At 60.0% G+C, this 17,441-nt stretch carries 13 protein-coding genes; 3 read left to right on the top strand and 10 right to left on the bottom strand.

The features are described from left to right. Nucleotides 1–744: 744 nt before the first annotated feature. Nucleotides 745–2,139, bottom strand: coding sequence for a NarK family nitrate/nitrite MFS transporter (locus tag ACYF6X_RS05795; RefSeq protein WP_130018242.1), 1,395 nt, complete (start codon nucleotides 2,137–2,139; stop codon nucleotides 745–747). A 350-nt stretch (nucleotides 2,140–2,489) separates the two neighbouring features. Between ACYF6X_RS05795 and narX the strand changes: the two genes are divergently transcribed. Further along, complete coding sequence (gene narX, locus ACYF6X_RS05790; RefSeq protein WP_130018241.1) at nucleotides 2,490–4,274, top strand: nitrate/nitrite two-component system sensor histidine kinase NarX; 1,785 nt, start codon at nucleotides 2,490–2,492, stop codon at nucleotides 4,272–4,274. Nucleotides 4,275–4,284: 10 nt separating this feature from the next. Further along, nucleotides 4,285–4,935, top strand: coding sequence for a two-component system response regulator NarL (narL, locus tag ACYF6X_RS05785; protein ID WP_016927346.1), 651 nt, complete (start codon nucleotides 4,285–4,287; stop codon nucleotides 4,933–4,935). Here narL and ACYF6X_RS05780 read toward each other — a convergent pair. Continuing rightward, a complete protein-coding gene (locus tag ACYF6X_RS05780; RefSeq protein WP_130018240.1) occupies nucleotides 4,932–6,443 on the bottom strand; it encodes a YchO/YchP family invasin in 1,512 nt (503 codons plus the stop codon). The genes narL and ACYF6X_RS05780 overlap by 4 nt on opposite strands. A gap of 429 nt (nucleotides 6,444–6,872) precedes the next feature. Here ACYF6X_RS05780 and ACYF6X_RS05775 point away from each other — a divergent pair, with 429 nt between their 5' ends. Continuing rightward, nucleotides 6,873–7,541 (top strand): prepilin peptidase, encoded by a 669-nt coding sequence (locus ACYF6X_RS05775; RefSeq protein ID WP_107226363.1) that lies wholly within the window; start codon nucleotides 6,873–6,875, stop codon nucleotides 7,539–7,541. On the opposite strand, the gene ACYF6X_RS05770 is transcribed toward ACYF6X_RS05775, so the two are convergent. The 8 genes from ACYF6X_RS05770 to cbl form a co-directional block, all read right to left on the bottom strand. Next, nucleotides 7,538–9,148, bottom strand: coding sequence for a hypothetical protein (locus ACYF6X_RS05770; RefSeq protein WP_130018239.1), 1,611 nt, complete (start codon nucleotides 9,146–9,148; stop codon nucleotides 7,538–7,540). The genes ACYF6X_RS05775 and ACYF6X_RS05770 overlap by 4 nt on opposite strands. 220 nt (nucleotides 9,149–9,368) lie before the next feature. Continuing rightward, nucleotides 9,369–10,943, bottom strand: a complete 1,575-nt coding sequence (locus ACYF6X_RS05765) for an ABC transporter substrate-binding protein (protein ID WP_130018238.1) — start codon at nucleotides 10,941–10,943, stop codon at nucleotides 9,369–9,371. Between the two features lie 132 nt (nucleotides 10,944–11,075). Then, nucleotides 11,076–11,747 (bottom strand): ABC transporter ATP-binding protein, encoded by a 672-nt coding sequence (locus ACYF6X_RS05760; protein ID WP_063990230.1) that lies wholly within the window; start codon nucleotides 11,745–11,747, stop codon nucleotides 11,076–11,078. After that, complete coding sequence (locus ACYF6X_RS05755) at nucleotides 11,744–12,586, bottom strand: ABC transporter ATP-binding protein (protein WP_130018237.1); 843 nt, start codon at nucleotides 12,584–12,586, stop codon at nucleotides 11,744–11,746. Before ACYF6X_RS05755 ends, ACYF6X_RS05760 begins: the two co-directional genes overlap by 4 nt. After that, entirely contained in the window at nucleotides 12,576–13,445 is an 870-nt protein-coding gene (locus ACYF6X_RS05750) for an ABC transporter permease (protein WP_049202024.1), read from the bottom strand. Before ACYF6X_RS05750 ends, ACYF6X_RS05755 begins: the two co-directional genes overlap by 11 nt. Further along, a complete protein-coding gene (locus ACYF6X_RS05745; protein ID WP_130018236.1) occupies nucleotides 13,442–14,497 on the bottom strand; it encodes an ABC transporter permease in 1,056 nt (351 codons plus the stop codon). Before ACYF6X_RS05745 ends, ACYF6X_RS05750 begins: the two co-directional genes overlap by 4 nt. Next, a complete protein-coding gene (locus ACYF6X_RS05740; RefSeq protein ID WP_130018235.1) occupies nucleotides 14,497–16,065 on the bottom strand; it encodes an ABC transporter substrate-binding protein in 1,569 nt (522 codons plus the stop codon). Before ACYF6X_RS05740 ends, ACYF6X_RS05745 begins: the two co-directional genes overlap by 1 nt. A gap of 176 nt (nucleotides 16,066–16,241) precedes the next feature. Beyond that, nucleotides 16,242–17,195, bottom strand: coding sequence for an HTH-type transcriptional regulator Cbl (gene cbl / locus ACYF6X_RS05735; protein WP_033634950.1), 954 nt, complete (start codon nucleotides 17,193–17,195; stop codon nucleotides 16,242–16,244). Between the last annotated feature and the right edge of the window lie 246 nt (nucleotides 17,196–17,441).

Here is a 17,441-nt window from a genome sequence, read left to right as displayed (position 1 = left end):
GCACACTTTGTATAGAAATATCAAAAAATGTTCAAGAAATTAAATGTAAACTCAACAGGTTGCATTCATCGGATATTGGCCTTTATAAAAATTTTCTGATTTCATTTTTTACATTAGGCCTTATTAAGGATGTTCCGTTTATCCAAATGACTCTTTTTCCCTGTTGGCAACATGGATTTCTTTCATGGCTACCGTAAAGCTCAAATGACCACCTCATTGATTTAAAAAGAAAAAATTAGCGGCATCGTTCAATTGTTAATCGAATGAAATTGTGAAATTTCATTCTTATCCGTGAATTCATTGTGTTTTTCCACCTAATCTGATTGTCAGATAGACTACAAAAAGCCGAAAAAAACAGAATGAGAGTTATCTGATTTAACCCCGTGACACATTCCACTCGGTGTGTGCAGCATCTAAGACAAAAGCCTATTACTGATTTTATAACAATCGCACTAATTATGCCTTCCCCTCCCGAAAATTTCATTTAATCTTCGGAAAGACATTAGCGCCTTAATGTAAGAATACTCTCAATAAAACGGAAAAAGCGTGCAAATAATATAATCCGTTTTGGCGAAAATATTCCCACATTGAGAGATAGTGCTATAAAAAAAGAAAAAAACGGCAAGCGGAGATGAGAATTTTACCTAAAGACAGAAAATTTCACTGAGGAAGCAAGGAGAGATGACTCGGAATGAGCGAAATATCCCTCCCCTGTCGGGAGGGATTGAGAAAGCAGTGTGATACTCAGGCCTTTTTCTTGCGGCCATACACCGCCCAGGTGATGACCACACACAGGATATAAAACACCAGGAATACTTTCATTGCCCCCGCCGGCGAACCGGTCAGCGCCAGCGAGGTACCGAATGCCTGGGGAATAAAGAAGCCGCCGGCAGCGCCGATCGCCGAGATAAAGCCCAATGCGGCGGCGGAGTCCGTCACCGCTTCACGCTGCGCGCTCTCATCACTGCCGCCGGCCGCTTTCACGCGATCGACCGTGATTTTACGGAAAATGACGGCGATCATTTGGAAAGTCGACCCGCTGCCCAGCCCCGCCGTGAGGAACAACACCATAAAGATGCCGTAGAAGGCGATGAAAGAACCGCCCTCACCCGCCGTCGGTAAGGTCAGGAACAACAACGCGGCGAACACGGCCATCACCACAAAGTTGATCAACGTCACCCGCACGCCGCCGAAACGGTCAGACAGCGCGCCGCCGACCGGCCGTGCCAGCGCACCGAGGAACGGCCCGAAGAATGCGTAATGCAGGATCACGATGTCCGGAAATTGCGTCTTCGACAGCATGGCGAAACCGGCGGAGAAACCGATGAAAGAACCGAAGGTCGCGAGATACAGCAAACTCAGCATCCACAAATGCCCACGCTTGAGCACCGGCAGCTGCTGGCGCAGCGATGCCTTGGCCGCCGCCAGATCGTTCATGCCGAACCAGGCCGCGAGGGTGGCAACCAGCAGGAACGGCACCCAGATCCAGGCGGCGTTTTCCAGCCACAGCTGCCCCCCCTCTGCCTGATTTTGCGCCGTGCCGCCAAACAGGCCGAACAGGCTGAAAGAAATCGCCAGCGGCGCGACCAGCTGCATAACGCTGACGCCCAGATTTCCCAACCCGCCGTTGAGCCCCAACGCACCGCCCTGGCGCGCTTTCGGGAAGAAGAAGCTGATGTTGGCCATGCTGGAGGCAAAGTTGGCGCCGGCGAAACCGCACAGCAGAGAAATGATGACGAACACGCTGTACGGCGTGCTGCTGTCCTGCACCGCAAACCCTAGCCACAGGCACGGCACCAGCAGGAAGCAGGTGCTGATGGCGGTCCAGCGGCGGCCACCAAACAGCGGGATCACGAATGAATACGGCACGCGTAAAATAGCGCCCGACACCGACGGCAACGCCGTCAGGAGGAACAGCTGGTCGGTGGTGAAGTTGAAGCCCACCTTGTTCAGGTTGACCGCGACGGCGCTGAACAGCATCCAGACGCAGAAGGCCAGCAGCAGGCAGGGAATGGAAATCCACAGGTTGCGGGTGGCGATGCGATGGCCACGCTGCTGCCAAAAGGCGCTGTCTTCAGGACGCCAGTCCTGAATCAGCGCACCGGTTTTCTTTGATGAAGGCGTTGCAAGTTGCGACATAAAAAACCTCAGACACGGGGGATCATTCCGCACACCCTAGGGGGCGGCCCCGGCGGCAAAGTTGATGTATATCAACCCGAATGCAAGTAGTTGGCGGCGCAAATAGCGCCCTCATCCCCTTAGGGGTACGCCACAATTAAAAATTAAATACATTGAAATCAACGGATTAAAAATAAAATCCGCATCACTTTTATCGTCCTGCCCCCCGCCGGAAACTAATGGGTACTTCATTCGAGGTATGGGGTTATGCTCAGGGATAATCAAAAATACAGCTGAATCGTTACTTGTTTATCCCGTCGCCGCCTTCGCCCCTGAGCTTCAGCGGTGCCAAACGCCAGGAATCCGTGCTTATGAAACGCCTGTTGGCCCCGCTTTCGATCGTGAATCAGGTCGCCCTGTTGATGTTGCTGTCGGGCATTCTGGGCGTGGCCGGCATGGGGATTTCCGCCTGGATGTCGCAAAGCATTCAGGGCAACGCGCACGCCATCAACAAGGCCGGCTCGCTGCGTATGCAAAGCTACCGTCTGCTGGCGCAGGTGCCGCTGGATGAACGGCATGAAGCGTTGATCCGCGAACTGGAGCGCGACGAAAACAGCCCCGATCTGCAGCGTTCGGTGGAACAGGAAGGGTTGACGCAACCTTTCGACGCCCTGCGCGACTATTGGCAACAGACTCTGCAACCGCGCCTGCGCAGCGCGCAGCGCCCGGCCGACGCCGCGCCACAGGTGGCGCACTTCGTGCAACTGCTGGATAAGCTGGTCTCGGATATCGACAGGCAAACCGAGCGCCGCCTGCTGATGGTGACGCTGGTGCAGGCCGGCTTCATCGCGCTGACCCTGCTGCTGCTGATCGGCACCACCTGCTACCTGCGCCGCCGGTTGCTGCATCCGTGGCGACAGCTGGTGGAGATGGCGTTGGCGGTGGGCCGCGGCGACTTTAGCCGGCGCTTCGCGCAGCGCGGCCACCAGGATGAAATGGCGTCGCTCGGCGGCGCGTTGAACACCATGTCCGACGAACTGTCGGCCACCTACAGCGGGCTGGAGCAGCGCGTGGCCGAGAAAACCGCCGACCTGCAGCAGAAAAATCAGGTGCTGAGCTTCCTCTATCGCGCCAGCCGCCTGCTGCACGCCAGCGAGCCGCTGTGCAGCCGCCTGACGCCGCTGCTCAACCAACTGCAAACCCTGACGCCGCTGCGCGCCATTCAGGTGCGGCTGTATGAAAACGACAGCCGGGAACCGCTGCTGCAGCTGAGCGGCAACCAGCCGTTGCGGCCGGAGCATTGCCATAATCCGGTGTGCAGCGCCTGTCTGAACGACAGCGACCGACAGCATCCCGACAATCCGTCGCTGAGCTGGAGCCTGAGCGACAAGCTTGGCGACTACGGCGTGATCGTGGCGCAGCATGCGCCGCAACAGCCGCTGAACGATGAGCACCGCCAGCTGATCAACACCCTGGTGGAGCAGCTGACCAGCGTGCTGGCCATCGAGCGTCAGGTCGACCACCAACAGCAGCTGATGCTGATGGAAGAACGGGCGGCGATAGCCCGCGAGCTGCACGACTCCATCGCCCAATCGCTTTCCTGCCTGAAAATGCAAATCGCCTGCCTGCAGATGCAGGGCGAAACGCTCTCCTCCGCCAGCCAGGCGCTGGTCCAGCAGATGCGCGAAGAGCTGAACGGCGCTTATCGCCAGCTGCGCGAGCTGCTGACCACCTTCCGCCTGCAGCTGACCGAACCGGGCCTGCTGGCGGCACTGCAATCGACGGTAGCAGAGTTCAATCCCAAACTGGGCCTGAACATCAGCCTCGATTACCAGTTGGGGCCACGCACGGTGCCGGCCTACCAGGCCATTCACCTGCTGCAGATCGCCCGCGAGGCGCTCAGCAATATCCTTAAGCACGCCGCCGCCAGCGAGGTGAGCATTCAGGTCATCAATAAACGGGGCGAAGTGACCCTGAGCGTATGCGACAACGGACGCGGCCTGCCGGCCGAGACGTCTCGCCCCGATCATTACGGCTTGATCATCATGCGCGATCGCGCCAAGAGCCTGCACGGCCGCTGCGACATTTTACCGCGCAGCGGCGGCGGCACCGAGGTGCGGGTCAGCTTCACGCCGGATAACCACGCCATCGACTAACGGAGACACCATGACGACAGAAACCGCCGCCACAATCTTACTGATCGACGACCACCCGATGCTGCGCAACGGCGTAAAACAGCTGATTGGCATGGACGCTCGCCTGCAGGTCATCGCCGAAGCCAGCAACGGTGAACAAGGGGTCACGCTCGCGGAGCAGCACGATCCGGATCTGATCCTGCTCGACCTGAACATGCCCGGCATCAACGGGCTGGAAACGCTGGATCGCCTGCGCCAAACCGACCTGTCGGGGCGCGTCGTGGTGTTCAGCGTGTCCAACCATGAAGACGACGTCGTCAGCGCGCTCAAACGCGGCGCCGACGGCTATCTGTTGAAAGACATGGAGCCGGAGGATCTGCTGAAGGCGCTGCATCAGGCGGCGGCCGGGCAGATGGTGCTGAGCGAAACGCTGACGCCGATCCTCGCCGCCAGCCTGCGGGAAAACCGCCCCAGCGCCGATCGCGATATTCAGCAACTGACGCCGCGCGAACGGGATATCCTGAAGCTGATCGCCCAAGGGCTGCCGAACAAGCTGATCGCCCGCCGCCTGACCATCACCGAAAGCACCGTCAAGGTACACGTCAAACACCTGCTGAAAAAGATGAAGCTAAAATCCCGCGTCGAGGCCGCCGTATGGGTACTGCAGGGTAAAAACGGTTAATCGCCGTCGTACAGCGGCCCGGTTTGCGCCGGGATCGGCGGCGGCGTCAGGGTTTTGATCGGCGGCAGGCCCGCATCATCACCGGCGGTCGCCGTCAGCGGCGGCGCCACTTTCAGCTCTATCCAGTTGGACGTCACGCGCTGCTGTTTATCGTCTTCCAGCGTGACCGATAGCCGGTAGCTGTTGGCGGCACCCGGCGCGTCGTCCCACGGCGGCACGATCGCCGTCCAGCCCTGCGGATCGTTGGCGTTATGCGGCGGCGTCAGGCTCAGCGCCTGCGTATCCCCCTGCCAACTGACGTGAGCGATACCGTTCAACGCCTTGATTTCCAGCACCAGCGGCACGGTTTCCCCCGCCTGCAGGCTCCACGGCGGCGTGGCCAGGAACACCTGCAGCGTCTTGCGCTGACGGAACTCCAGCACCGGTACGTTCTTGCGTTCGATAGGATCGTAGCGGCTGCCGCGCAGCGACTTGGCTTGCGCTACATACTCCGGCGAAATCTGCTTCACCAGCGGCACCCCGAGCCGATAGCTCAGCGCCAGTTCGACCTGATCCTGACTCTGCCCGCCCGCGCCAATCTTATGCAGCGCCTTCATCGTCACCAGCGGCACCGGCGTGTAATTGAGCCCCAGCTGCATCGCGCGCGGATCGTTTTGTTTTTTGCCGCTGCCGAACAGATCGACATTATCGCCCAGATACTGCTCATAGCTGAGCGAACCGCCGATCTGGCGATAAAACGGCAGGTAGCCTTGCGTCGTGATGTCGTAACCGCGCGCCGGACGGCTGAAAAATACCCCATCGCCGGGCTGTTGCGACAGCGCCGACAGCGGGTAGTAATAGTTGGTGGAGAAACGCAGGTAATCACCCCAGGCTTCCGCACCGACGCTGCCTCGATTGCGCTGCCGAGCGAAATCGCTGTCGAGCGCCGTGTTGTACCCCAGCAGCCAGTCGCCGGCGATCCAGCGTTGCCCCAGCGCAAAATTGCCGAGCGCCCCGGCGCTTTGCTGCAGCCAGCCGATCTGGCTGTAGGTCAGCAATCCGTCGACGTCGTACAACGGACTGAATAACTGCCCGTTACTGCCGGTAAAGTCACCCTCCCCGGTCATTTTCAACGATAGCCGCGCGGTGCCCAGCGGCGACAACAGTTCCTGCGCCTGCTGCTGCAGCGTGTCGGTCGCCTGGCCCAACAAATAATCCTCGGCGCGGCTGCGCATCTGCTGACGTGAAACGTTGTTCAACTCTTTTTCACCCAGCTGTTTGGCCATCTCGGCCCACTGCTTCTCGCGCGCGGCATCGTCGGGCGCACCGCCCAGCTCCGGCAAGTTCTCGGCCGGATCTGCGGCTTGCTGCTGAGAAACGATAACGGCGTCCGGCGCCGGCGGGGATTCGGCGCGCACGGGCGCTGCACCGGCCAGCCACATCAGCGGCCCGGCCAGCCACACCGTTTGGCGACGGCGCCAAAATCGTTTTTGAGTCTTGATAAATTCAGCCTGAATCACGTCTTTCATGACACCGTTGGCTTTTCTCCCTCCTGGATCTCGCCAACCCACTGCTTTGCTATCGCCTTTCCCGCGACAGTTCTGAAAAACCTTACGTCCCGCCCTGGCGGGGACGCCTCTTTCTTAAAGCCTAACGGCTTGACGAGCAGAAACAATAGGATAAACCCCAATCAGCCTGAGTGACGTCGTCACTTACGCCATTTACCGATCCCTTCCGGCCGCCAGGTGAATTCACATCTTTTTAGCACCGATTTTGCCGATAAAAAGCACGGCAACCTGCTGCTGCGCGCCACCGCGCATGGCAGTGTATCACTCTGCAACACGTAAAGTGGCGATGCGTACGACTGCGCATTCCTCACAACCCACCGCATTTCACCCCGATGAAATACGCATTTTGCCGTTATTTTAACCCTCTGTTTCACAACTGACGGAGCCTTGATGTTTCTTTCCTCACTCTGGCACGCGCTGTTTTTCACCGCGCTGATTTCGGCAGGTGTGGTCGCCTTCGCGCTCATCACCCGGTTGGAGCGAACGGCGGCCGTGCGCGCCAGCCCGCCGAGATTGCGCCGTCGCAGCCTGCTGCTGACGGCCCTGGGTTTGGCGTTGGCGGCGCTGCCCTTTGACCTGCCGACAGCACATCGGCTGTGGTTACCGCCGGCCGCGGCGCTGCTGATCGCCCTGGCCTGGCTAGACTGGCGCCACCGGTGGCTGCCGGACCGGCTAACCCAGCCGCTGCTGTGGGGCGGGCTGCTGTGCAATCTTGACGCTCGCTGGGCGCCGCTGGACGACGCAGTTATCGGCGCTGCGGCCGGTTACGGGGCGCTGTGGCTACTCAACGCGCTTTATCGTCAGGTGCGGCGGCGTGACGGCATCGGCCAGGGCGATTTCAAACTGCTGGCGGCGCTGGGCGCCTGGCTCGGTTGGACGCTGTTGCCGCTGTTGGTCTGTCTGGCGGCAGCGTTCGGGTTAGGCATGGCATTGGCGCGCGGCCTGCGCCAGCGCCGCGGCTGGCGAGCGCCGCAACCTTTCGGTATCGCCCTGGCGGCGGCCGGCTGGCTGCTGCTGTTGACAGACGCCGGCCAGAACGCGCAGACGTTGTTCGGTTAGGTCTTCAGCGTCTCGAGCAGCCGATTGAGCAACCCGGCTACTTCTGCCGTGCTGGCCGTTGCCGGATTGGCCAGTGGCTGGATCACCGCGAGTCTGGTCGTGGATAACACCTCATCGCTGCGAATTTCCAACGCATCGGAGGGGGGCGCGCTCAACGAAGCGCCGTCCGGCCGCCAGTAGCTGCCGCGCGTAGTCTGCACCTGATAACTGCCAAAACCGAAATCTTTCTCGACACGGTAATATATTTCGCAGCTCAACGGCCCGGTGCGCCGCAACATAAAGGCGCTTTTCGCGCTATAGCTGCCTTTATTGACGACAAAGGCGGTCGCCTGCGAAGACAGATCGAACGTGATATATAAATCGCACGCCAGCACCTTGGTGCTTACGCCCTGTTGAAGCGTAATGTGCGTTGTGGGTTGCCGATCCGGCGCGGTCAGGGTGCCTAAAAAAGTCCACGATGGCTGCTTCGAGATGTTGCGCGGCAAATGATTGCTGGTGGAATAAGGGGCAATTCCTCGCTCGCCCAGGCTGTACATCGCTTCGACACCGCTTAAAAACGACGTAACGTCGACGGTGCTTTTGCCGGCCACCGGGACGCCGCCGTTATAGACGTTACTGAAGGTTACCTCGGTATTGTTGTTGCAGGTGGCAATCGCCACCGGGAAAGGCGTCTTGGAACCGCTGTAAAGATTCAACTGACCGATATCCCAACGGGATTCGTTGATAAATCGGCACAGCGCACCTCCGCTTTCCACATTCTGCGCGTCCTGGATATTGATATTGCCTATCGTGCCCTGGGCAAAGTTGGTGGACAACACGCTGACATTGGCGGGGCGCTGCGTGTTGCGGTTCTCGCAGCCCAACGAATTGATCGTGCCGTTAAAATCTTTGAAATAGTAGATATCGCCGATGCAGTCATCTGCGGCCAATGAGCCGACCGTAGAGTAGAACCCTGAAATTCTGAACGCAGTGCCTTTGGCGCGAGCGGCGTAGAGCCCGTCGATAAAATTGGTGGTGCCGGACTTGTTCATCCACAGCACCCCATCGCCCGGGCGATTGGCGTTAGCTTCCATCTGCACGTTCACCAGCCAGTTAATGAACATGTCGCCCGAGACAAACAGCGAATAACCGCCAACCTTGGTGTAGATGTCACGGATATCAAACTTCGTCATATTGAGATCGCTGAACCACACGCCGTGGGTATCGTCTGCGCCGGTATCATCCCGCAACGTCAAGCCGTGCAGCGTCAGATTGGCGAAGCCTTTCACCACGATCACCGCTTTCTTGGTTTCGCCTTGTTCATTGGTATAGCTGCTGTCCGCGGTCTTGACGATTTTGGTCGCCCGCCCCAATCCGACCACCCGCAAACCGATGCCGCCGTAGATGTCCGTTGTCGTCTGAATCAGTACGTGCCCGGCGACCGTATACACCCGTTTGCCCAGGGACAACGTACCGCCGGCTTGCAGCGCCGCCGCCGCCGCTTTGTTGATCGCCGGCCCCCAGTTGCTTCCGTCGCTGTCCTGATAAAACTGTTCCGGCGTCACAACCTCACCGGTGGCGAGCAAGGTTGCGGCGCGCTCCACTGAAGCGTTTCCGTTATTGTCCATAATATCTCCTGACGTGATGTGTCCGCATCATTGCGAACGACCGCGCTGAAACGCCGCCTTTCAGCGCCAATCTATCACCGTCACATGAGCACGTTATGAAATTTCATTTTATTTCACCTTGATACAACATCTCGCGCTTCGTGGTTGCAACAGCATGCGATTTCACACGCTGTCGGCCTTTGGCGCGCCAGAAACCCCGGCCAGGCGCGGGGCGCTGCCGCTACTTACTCACCCGGTCCAGATACAGCATGCTGTTGGCGATATCCAGCCGGGCGCCTTCAACGTTGTCGCGCAATGCCACCAGCGTTTGCCCCTGCAGCGCGACCACATAGGGCGAACTGGCCTGCAGTTCCCGTTGCAACGTGACGTAACGAGCGCTGCGCGCGGCGCTGTTGCCCTCTGCGGCCGCGGCACGCGTTTCCGCGCTGATGGCGGGAATGCCCCACTGGGTGCGCCAGGCCAGGGTTTTCGGCCCACCAGGCACGTTGTAGGCAAAGGCGCTGGCGTTGGTGTTCGGATCCAGGTAGTCGGCGCCCCAGTAGGTGAAGATCGCCTGAAAATCGCGGCCGCGCATCTTGCCCCACAGATCGCTTTCCACCACCGGATGGATATCCAACCGCAGCCCGGCCTGCGCAAAGCTGGCCTGCAACGCCTGCGCGATATCGGTGTACGGCGGCTGGTTGATGACGATAAGATCAATGCGCGTACCTTCAGCAATGCCGGCCTCGCGCAGGATCTGTTTGGCTTTGTCCACGTCGAGCTTAAACGGCCGATCGTCGAGCGCACCGTCCAATCCCTCCGGCAAGAAGGCCTGATGCACGCGATATTGCCCTTTCAGCAACTGCTCGGCGATGCTCTGATAATCCACCAGCCAACGCGCCGCCTGCCACAGCGCCGGATTGCTCAACGCCGGGTTGTCTTTGCTGCCGGTGTTGAAACCGAGGTAATAGATTCGGGGCGCATCGGCCTGCTCAATGCGCACACCAGACGCATTGCGCAGCGAGTCGAACTGATCGGCGCCCAGATCGTAGGCCACGTCGGCATCCCCTTTCAGCAACAGCAAGCGGCGGGTACCGGCGTCGCTGACGTTCTTGAACAACACCGTTTTCAGCCGGGCCGGCGACGGCGCATAGTCGTTGCGGCCAAACAGCAGCGCCTCGTGCGGCACATAGTTGTTTACCCGATACGGACCGCCGCCGGCGGAATGGCTGCGCAGCCAGGCATTGCCGTAGTCCCCCTGCTGTGCGTGCTCGTTCAGCAGCTTCTCATCCACGATCGAGGCCACGTTCGCCGTCAGCAGCCGCAGTGCCAGCTCGCTGCCGATGTTGGCGGGCCAACGAAGTTGCACCTGGTTATCCCCCACCTTCTTCAACTGCTGCTCAACGTTATCCGGCGTCCAGCCAAACTCACCGAGAATAAACGACGGCGCCTTGTTCAGCTTCACCGCGCGAACCAGCGAGAAAATGACGTCTTCGGGCCGTAGCGGATTGCCGGAAGCGAAGCGTTGCTGCGCTTTCAGGGTAAAGGTCAGGCTGCGGCCATCGGCGCCCGCTTGCCAACTGCCTGCGGCGTCCGGCGCCAGCTTTTGCGGCGCGGCGCGATCCGGCGCCACCAGGCGCTGATAGAGGTTGACCAGGTTGGCCGAGCTGACGGTTTCAAAGCTCTCCGCCGGATCGAGGCTGATAATGCCCTCCAGCGAACTGACCACCACCAAGGTATCCTGCGGGGTAGCGGCCTGCGCACCGGAAGCGGCCGCCAGCGCGCCATATAATAAGGTTGGGATTAACCGTTTCATCGCTACACTCTCCACAATCACGCGGTTGCGCTGTTTGTCGAGTGTAGGGGGTAAGAATTAACGGAAGAACGACGATAAATTGCTTTATTTATTACCACGATGGATATGCCCGCCGCGTTGGCGGGCATAGGGTCAAACGATGATGCGGCCGTGCGCCATCGCCACCGAACGATCGCACATGTGGTCGATCACGTCCGCATCGTGGCTGACCAGCACCATAGTCAGATCGCCCGCCTGTTTCAGCTCGTTGAGCAGGTTGAGGATCTCCGCCTGCACCGACATGTCCAACGCCGAAGTCGGTTCATCCAGCAACAGCAGCTTCGGCCGCAGCAACAATGCGCGCACGATCGCCACGCGCTGCCGCTGGCCGCCCGACAGCTGATGCGGGTAGCGATCCAGCAGGCGCGGATCCAACCCCACCTGGTGAAAACCCGCGCTGATTTTACGTTCGATGTCGCTTTCCTTCAGCAGTTTGAGCGGCTCCGACAGCGTACGCAACAGCCGGTGTTTCGGGTGTAGCGAAGCATAGGGATCTTGAAACACCATTTGCACCTCGCGCCGCAGTTCGCCGGTAAACGCCTGCCCCGGCTGCAGCCGCCGCCCCAGCAACTCAAAGCCACCCTGCCAGCTGCCATTCAGCCCGGCCAGCACCCACAGCAACGAGGACTTGCCGCAGCCGGAAGGCCCCACCAGCCCGAAACACTCGCCCGGTTCGATGCGCAGGTTAACCTCATGCACCACGGTGCGCAGTTCATAACCCTGGCGGTGACTGACGCTCAGGTTTTTCAGTGCAATCACGCTCATTTCAAGGTCTCCAACAGCGCGCGATCCAGCACCGGCAACGGTTTGCCGCGCGTCTCGCGGCTCGGCCGGCACGCCCACAGCGTGCGGGTATAAGGGTGCGTGGCCTGCGCCAGCGCTGCCGCCGGCAGTTGATCCAACAGCTCGCCTTTGTACATCACCAGTACCCGCTCGCAGTGGCGCGCCACCTGCTGCAAATCGTGGCTGATCAGGATCAGGCCCATATTGCGTTGCGCCACCAGGTTGTCTATCAGCTGCAGCACCTGATCGCGCATCTGGTGATCCAGTGCCGAAGTCGGTTCGTCGGCAATCAGCAACTGCGGATCGTTGATCAATGCAATGGCCAGCATCACCCGTTGCCCCATGCCGCCGGAGAGCTGATGCGGATAGCGGCGGCACAGCGCCGCCGGCTCGGGCAAGCCCACCGCCGCCAACATATCCAGCACTTTTTCACGCCGCTCGGCGCGACTCAGCTTGGCATGCAGCACCAGCGGCTCCTCCACCTGACGGCCGATAGGCTGATTGGGATTCAGCGCATGCTTGGGATCTTGCATCACCATCGCCACCCGGTCGCCGCGCAGCCGGCTCCACTGGCGCTCGCTCAGGCGCGTTAAGTCTTCATCGCCCAGCGTCAGGCGCTGCGCCTGCAGCTGCAACGGCGTCGGCAATAGCCCCATCAGCGCACGCGCGGTCAACGATTTGCCGGAGCCGGACTCACCGACCAGCGCCAGCCGCTCCCGCCCCATGCTGAACGAAATATTCTTCACCAGCGCCACCGGCTGTGGCCCTGGCACGCCGATCGCCAGCCGTTCGACGGTCAATAAGGTGTTATCAGTGCCCATGACGAGGATCCATTTTGTCGCGCAGGCCATCGCCCAGCAGGTTAAACGCCAGGCTGGCGAACAGGATCGCCCCGCCCGGCGCGGCGGCGACCCACCATTGGTCGAAAATGACTTTACTGCCTTCGGCCACCATCGAGCCCCATTCGGCGGTCGGCGGCGCGACGCCCATGCCGAGGAACCCCAGACCAGCGGCGGACAGGATGATGCCGCCCAGACTCAGCGCCGCGCGCACCACCGCGCTCGGCAGGCATAAAGGCAAAATGTGGCCGACCATCAGCCGCAGCCCGTTGATGCCCTGCATACGCGCCGCCGCCAGGTAGTCGCTGCGGCGCAGCGCCAGGGTTTCGGCCCGCGCCTGGCGGGCAAAGGCCGGCCAACTGGTCAATGCCAGCGCCAGCGCGCCGTTCATCAGCCCTGGCCCCATGACCGCCACGAACGCCAGCGCGATCACCAGGCTCGGCAGCGACAGGAAAATGTCGGTCAGGCGCATCAAAATGCGCTCTACCCAGCCGCCAAGATAACCGGCGCCAATGCCGACCAGCAGACCGATGGGAATGGTCAACACCAGAATCAGCGACACCAGAATCAGCGTCGGCCGCGCGCCGTAAATCACGCGGGAGAGCAAATCACGGCCAAAGCCATCGGTGCCCAGCCAATGTACGGCGGAAGGCGGCAATAACCGCAGCTCGATATGCTGCAGATTGGGATCGAAAGGCGCCAGCCACGGGGCCAGCAGCGCGGTGACGATCAGAATCGCCACCAGCGCCGCGCCCAGCGTCAGCGTGGTCAGGCGCCGACCGCGGCGGTAACCGACGGCCGGCTCGCTTTGCGGTTCGTGTTCAGAGAGATATTGGCTCATCGGGTTCGCGGATCCACTAAATAGGTCAAGGCGTCGGCCAGCGCATTCAACAGCACGAAACAGGTGCCGATCAGCAGCGTGGCGCCGAGGATCGCCGGCGTGTCGGCGGCAAACAGCGCCGAGGTCAGGTAACGCCCGACGCCGGGCCAGGCGAACACCGTTTCGGTCAATACCGCCCCCTCCAGCAGGCTGGCGTAGGAGAGAGACAGCACGGTGATCAGCGTGCCCAGCACGTTGGGAAACACATGGCGCAGCAGAATGCGCAGGCGTCCGGCGCCCTTGGAACGCGCCAGCGTCACGTATTCCTTGTTGCACTCTTCCAGCATCGCCGCCCGCAGCAGCCGGGTGATGCCCGCCATCGACAGCAACGCCAACGCCACCACCGGTAGCCACAGGTGGCTGATGGCGTTGTAGAACATCTCGCGATCGCCGGACAGCCAGCTGTCGATCAACACGAAACCGCTGCGCGGCTCCATGCTGTACAAGTAGATGTCGTCAAGCCGCCCCGGCCCCGCCGACCAGTGCAGCGTGGCGTAGAACAGCAGCAACCCGAGCAGGCTCAGCCAGAAAATCGGCACCGAATAACCGATCAGCGACAGCAGACGCGCCGCGTTATCCAGCCAACTGCCCGGTTTGAGCACCGCCAAAAACGCCAGCGTAATGCCGCCGAGGGCGCCGAGGATAATGGCGCAGGTGGCCAGCTCCACCGTCGCCGGGAAGGTACGCAGCAGATCGCTCAACACCGGCTGGGCGGTGATGCGCGAAATGCCCAAATCGCCGTGCGCCAGGTGCACCAGGTAACGCCAAAACTGCACCGGCAACGGTTGATCCAACCCCAGCTCGTGCCGCACCTGCGCATAGGTGGCTTCACTGGCGTGATCGCCCGCCACCTGCAGCGCCGGATCGATCGGCGCCAGGTGCGACAGCATGAAGGTGAACAGCAGCAGGCCAAGCAACGTCAGCGCCAGCGACAGCGCGCCACCGAGCAGCCGCCCGCCCCAGCGCCAATACCGCCGGGCAGCCCCGGCGCTGGCGGACACTTCAGCGGCCATTACTTGCTGACCTTGCTGTAGAACACCATGTCAGGGTTGATGCCCTGCACATAGCCCTTGAGGTTGTCACGCACCGCAATCAGGCTGCGCGCCTGCAGGCCGATGACGAACGGCGAGCTTTGCTGCACCTGTTTCTGCAGTTGCTGGTAATCGGCCACCCGTTTGGCGGTGTCGTTTTCCGCAGTGGCGGCCAGCGTCAGCTTGCTCAGCGCCGGGATCTGCCAGTTGGCGCGCCAGGCCAGCGTCTTGCTGCCGTCTTCCGGGTTGTAGGCGAAGGCTGCGGCATTAGTGTTAGGGTCGAAATAATCCGGCCCCCAGGAAGTCAGCGTCGCATCGTAGTTAAGCGCTTTCACCTTGGTAGAGACCTGCGAACTGATGCCCGGCACCAGTTCGACCTTCACGCCGCCCTGGGCAAAGCTGGCCTGCAGCGCCTGGGCGATATCCAGGTACGGCGGCTGGTTGTTGACGTCCAGACGGAAACTGACGTTGCTGAGCCCCGCTTTGGCCAGTATTTCTTTGGCTTTCTGTGGATTGAAGCTGTACGGCTGATCCTTGAGCGCGCCCAGATAACCGTCCGGCAGGAATGCCTGATGGCTCTGGAACTGCCCTTTGAGCAGATCGTCGGCGATGCCTTTGTAATCGAACAGCCAGCGCGCCGCCTCCCAGAACGCCGGATTGCCGAGCGCCGGCGACGCCTTGGCGTTGAACTGCAGGAAATAAAGTGAGGCGTAAGGAATGGCCAACGGTTTGACGCCCGGCTTGCCCTTCAGGGCCGCCATCTGGTCTGCCCCCAGATTGCGCGCGATATCGGCATCGCCCTGTTCGATCAGCAAGCGGCGCGCGGCCGGATCGGGCACGTTTTTGATCAGGATGGTTTTCAGCGTCGGTGCCCCTTCCGGCGAACCGGGGTTGGCGTCCAGCACCACCACTTCGTGCGGCACATAGGTGCGGATTTTATAAGGGCCGCTGCCGGCGGAGTGGCTGTTCAACCATTGGTGCCCCAGATCGTCGCCCTGCTGGTGCGCCAGCGCCTCTTTGGCGTCGACGATCGACGATACCGGCGCCGACAGCAGGCTGAGCACGAAGGCCGGGCTGACGTTTTCACTCCAGCTAATTTTCACCTGGTGGTCATCCACCTTGCTCAGGTGTTGCTCCACATTCTTCGCGTTCCAGCCCAGCTGCGTCAGGATAAACGACGGTTCCAGATTCAGTTTCACCACCCGCGAAAGCGAGAAGATCACGTCTTCCGGCCGCAGTGGATTGCCACTGGCGAATTTGGCATCCGGGCGCAGGCTGAAAGTCAGGCTGCGATTGTCGGCGCCGGCCTGCCAGCTGCTGGCCAGGGTCGGCTTGAGATCGATAGGGTTGTGCGGATCGGACTGGACCAGACGTTGATACAGGCTGTTGAACGACTGCACCGTGGTTAACTCAAATCCCTGGGCCGGGTCAAAGCTGACCACGTCATCGATAGACTGCGCGATCACCAGCGTGTTGGCCGGCGTCGCCGCCTGCGCGTTAACGCCGGCCGCCACGGCCAAAAACAGTAAAGAAGGAACGAGCGCTTTCATCTGAAACTCTCCAAGCGGATGGAATTTATAATAATTTCGCGAGTGTATGCGAGCACGATCGGCAGCTGAAGGTACTTAAATCACTATAGATATTCTTTTTATGTATATAGATGGGATTTTGATTATTAGGGGGGACGATGCAGAATGCGCGGCAGGCGTTGCCTGCCGCTTATCGATTAAATCTGGTAGTCAATCACCGCATCCAGCTGCGACGAGAAGACCTTGTCCTTGATTTCGGTCAGCGACAGCGTCGGGTTGCACAGCTGGATAAAGCGCCAGGCATAGTTGCGCTGCAGCTGGCTGCGTTTCAGCCCCAACCATACCGTATTGGGTTCAAACAGGTGCTCGGCGTTGAGGCTCACCAACCCGCGATCGCGCTCTTTTTCATACGACATGTCCGCCAGCACGCCCACGCCCAATCCCAGTTCGACGTAGGTTTTAATTACGTCGGAATCCTGCGCGCTGAGCGCGATGTCCGGCGTCAGGCCCGCCGCTTTGAACGCCGCATCCAGCTTCGCGCGCCCGGTAATGCCCTGGCGGTAAGTGATCAGCGGCAAGGTGCTGAGCATCTCCAGCGTCACCTGCGGCTGGCGCGTCAACTCGTGCCCTTCCGGTACCAAAATGGTGTGATGCCAGCGATAGTAAGGGAACGCCGCCAGCGATTCGTCGCTCATCAGCCGTTCGCTGGCGATACCGATATCGGCTTCGCCGGCGGCCAGCATCGAGACGATCTCCTCCGGGCTGCCCTGATTGAGCACCACCCGCACCCGCGGGTAAAGCGCGCGAAACTCTTTGATGACCCCCGGCAGGCTGTAGCGCGCCTGGGTGTGCGTCGTCGCGATATGCAGCTGCCCCGAATCGTTGCTGCTGAAGACGTCCGCCAGGCGACGGATGTTGTTGGCGTCGTTGAGAATGCGTTCCGCCACCACCAGCAGCTCTTTGCCGGGTTCGGTCATGCCCAGCAGCCGCTTACCGCGGCGAATGAATATTTCAATGCCCAGCTCTTCTTCCAGCTCGCGAATATGCCGACTGACGCCGGACTGCGAAGTAAATAAGGTATTGGCGACCTCGGTCAGGTTGTAGTTGCAGCGCGCCGATTCGCGAATAATTTTTAATTGTTGAAAGTTCATCCCCGTCTCCCTGTTTCTTGCGGTAGCGTCGCCCTATTGATACGGAGTCCCACGGGGCTGAACAAATAAGAAATAACCTTTAGTTATGCAATTTAATACTAAGTGAATTATTTATCGTGACTCTCGGGGTGGGAAGACGGAGGAAAATGATGAATGGCTTTAAAAATAACGAGATAAATAACCATACAAAAAAGAAGCCTTAAATAATCATGCAGTATAAAGTTATTAAATAGAGGTATTAGATAT

The organism is Serratia sp. ID 25-353 (assembly GCF_054792795.1).
This window is presented reverse-complemented; position numbering and strand designations above follow the sequence as displayed.

Excerpts from the sequence above, each read along its gene's own strand:
- ACYF6X_RS05780 (WP_130018240.1), bottom strand. The coding sequence starts at position 6,443 with ATGAAAGACGTGATTCAGGCTGAATTTATCAAGACTCAAAAACGATTT.
- ACYF6X_RS05755 (WP_130018237.1), bottom strand. The coding sequence starts at position 12,586 with ATGGGCACTGATAACACCTTATTGACCGTCGAACGGCTGGCGATCGGC.
- narL (WP_016927346.1), top strand. The coding sequence starts at position 4,285 with ATGACGACAGAAACCGCCGCCACAATCTTACTGATCGACGACCACCCG.
- ACYF6X_RS05740 (WP_130018235.1), bottom strand. The coding sequence starts at position 16,065 with ATGAAAGCGCTCGTTCCTTCTTTACTGTTTTTGGCCGTGGCGGCCGGC.
- ACYF6X_RS05770 (WP_130018239.1), bottom strand. The coding sequence starts at position 9,148 with ATGGACAATAACGGAAACGCTTCAGTGGAGCGCGCCGCAACCTTGCTC.
- ACYF6X_RS05760 (WP_063990230.1), bottom strand. The coding sequence starts at position 11,747 with ATGAGCGTGATTGCACTGAAAAACCTGAGCGTCAGTCACCGCCAGGGT.
- ACYF6X_RS05745 (WP_130018236.1), bottom strand. The coding sequence starts at position 14,497 with ATGGCCGCTGAAGTGTCCGCCAGCGCCGGGGCTGCCCGGCGGTATTGG.
- ACYF6X_RS05750 (WP_049202024.1), bottom strand. The coding sequence starts at position 13,445 with ATGAGCCAATATCTCTCTGAACACGAACCGCAAAGCGAGCCGGCCGTC.
- ACYF6X_RS05795 (WP_130018242.1), bottom strand. The coding sequence starts at position 2,139 with ATGTCGCAACTTGCAACGCCTTCATCAAAGAAAACCGGTGCGCTGATT.
- narX (WP_130018241.1), top strand. The coding sequence starts at position 2,490 with ATGAAACGCCTGTTGGCCCCGCTTTCGATCGTGAATCAGGTCGCCCTG.
- cbl (WP_033634950.1), bottom strand. The coding sequence starts at position 17,195 with ATGAACTTTCAACAATTAAAAATTATTCGCGAATCGGCGCGCTGCAAC.
- ACYF6X_RS05775 (WP_107226363.1), top strand. The coding sequence starts at position 6,873 with ATGTTTCTTTCCTCACTCTGGCACGCGCTGTTTTTCACCGCGCTGATT.
- ACYF6X_RS05765 (WP_130018238.1), bottom strand. The coding sequence starts at position 10,943 with ATGAAACGGTTAATCCCAACCTTATTATATGGCGCGCTGGCGGCCGCT.